The 1,299-nt window shown below is 41.5% G+C and carries 1 protein-coding gene; it reads left to right on the top strand.

Annotated elements, in window-relative coordinates; all coding sequences use genetic code 11:
• Positions 1–175: 175 nt before the first annotated feature.
• A complete protein-coding gene (locus GVO62_RS19285; protein ID WP_159120630.1) occupies positions 176–1,246 on the top strand; it encodes a hypothetical protein in 1,071 nt (356 codons plus the stop codon).
• Positions 1,247–1,299 lie beyond the last annotated feature (53 nt).

Genomic DNA, 1,299 nt, shown 5'->3' with positions numbered 1-1,299 from the left:
CTCAGGGTCAGAGTACATTTTCTTCACTACTCAATGTGCTCTGGCTCCATTACTTAAATATTTTCTTACACCTTTGTTACGACTCACTCTTTTTGTGCTGCTACATATCGAGTATGGTATAGCGCAACGCTGGTTGGGTTCTCAACCAGCTTGTTTAACGCATCAAGGATGAATTATGCGCAAACCCGTTAAATACCGGATAGCTTTTCTAATAGTTGCTGCTGCCTGCTTTTATGTGGGCACATTATTTTTACCTGAAACCCTTCCTGACATAACCTTCTCCTTTGAAAGTATTTGGGCTAACGCACATTGGCGAAATACCTTGCTTGTTACGTTGGCATATTTTGTCTTTTTGCCTGTACTTTACTATTTCTGGATCATTCAAATTGGCAATCAGGCTCTGTGGAAATTATTGTTAGTTCTTTCTTTAAGTAGTTTGGTCGCACGCTATAACTATCCAGAGCACTTAGCCTATTACTTTGAATTCATTACCTATCTTAAATATCCGATTATTGCCGTATTGATGGTGATAGAAATTCTCCTTCTGGTAACGATAGTTAAAGCGCTGTGGGGGGCTCGAAAGCTCTCTGGCGACCCGCGAATACATATGCTGGAACAATACGAAGGCGATGATGTTTATGAAAAAGGGTCAAAAGAAGCAAAGAAGCTAGAGTTGGCACTTATGTTTGCTCATGAGCCAGCTAGTTGGTACTACGCCATACCTCGTTTTAGTAGAAACCATGTTCCCGGTTTGGCAAACCTGCGTTTATGGTCTGCACAATGGTGGCATGTGTCACTCGTATGTATCGCCCTTGTCATTGTAACGTATGCAAGTTATCTCGCCATTGCACTGTGGAGTGAAACAGTTGCCATTGTTGTAGCAACCTTGGTGTTTTACCTTATCGTGATGTTTATTGCTAATTACAGAGTTAGCAAGCATTACTCAGTCTATCTTATAAAAGATAAGCTCATGGTGAACAATTCATGGTGGGGCATGACCGTTATTCCACTTTCAGACATTCAACAACTAGAAACAGGCAGTTGGACAGCAGCTTCAACAAAAGAACATTTCCATTTCGGTAGAGGCAACGCAAATGTTAAGCTTACTTTTGTTTCAGAACAAACGTATTACTCGGGTTTTGCGACCTTTGTTGAGCAAATGGATACCTTATATCTCAGCGTTGACGAACCATCGGCCTTACTGGAAATTTGTCAGCCACAGCAAGACACCGCATTATCAGCTTAAAACTGAATAATGGGGTCAGAGTACTTTCCGAACGAATGTACTCTGACCCTGAG

Origin of the sequence: Alteromonas sp. KUL150 (assembly GCF_009811475.1) — a bacterium.
Lineage (GTDB): Bacteria > Pseudomonadota > Gammaproteobacteria > Enterobacterales > Alteromonadaceae > Alteromonas > Alteromonas gracilis.
This window is presented reverse-complemented; position numbering and strand designations above follow the sequence as displayed.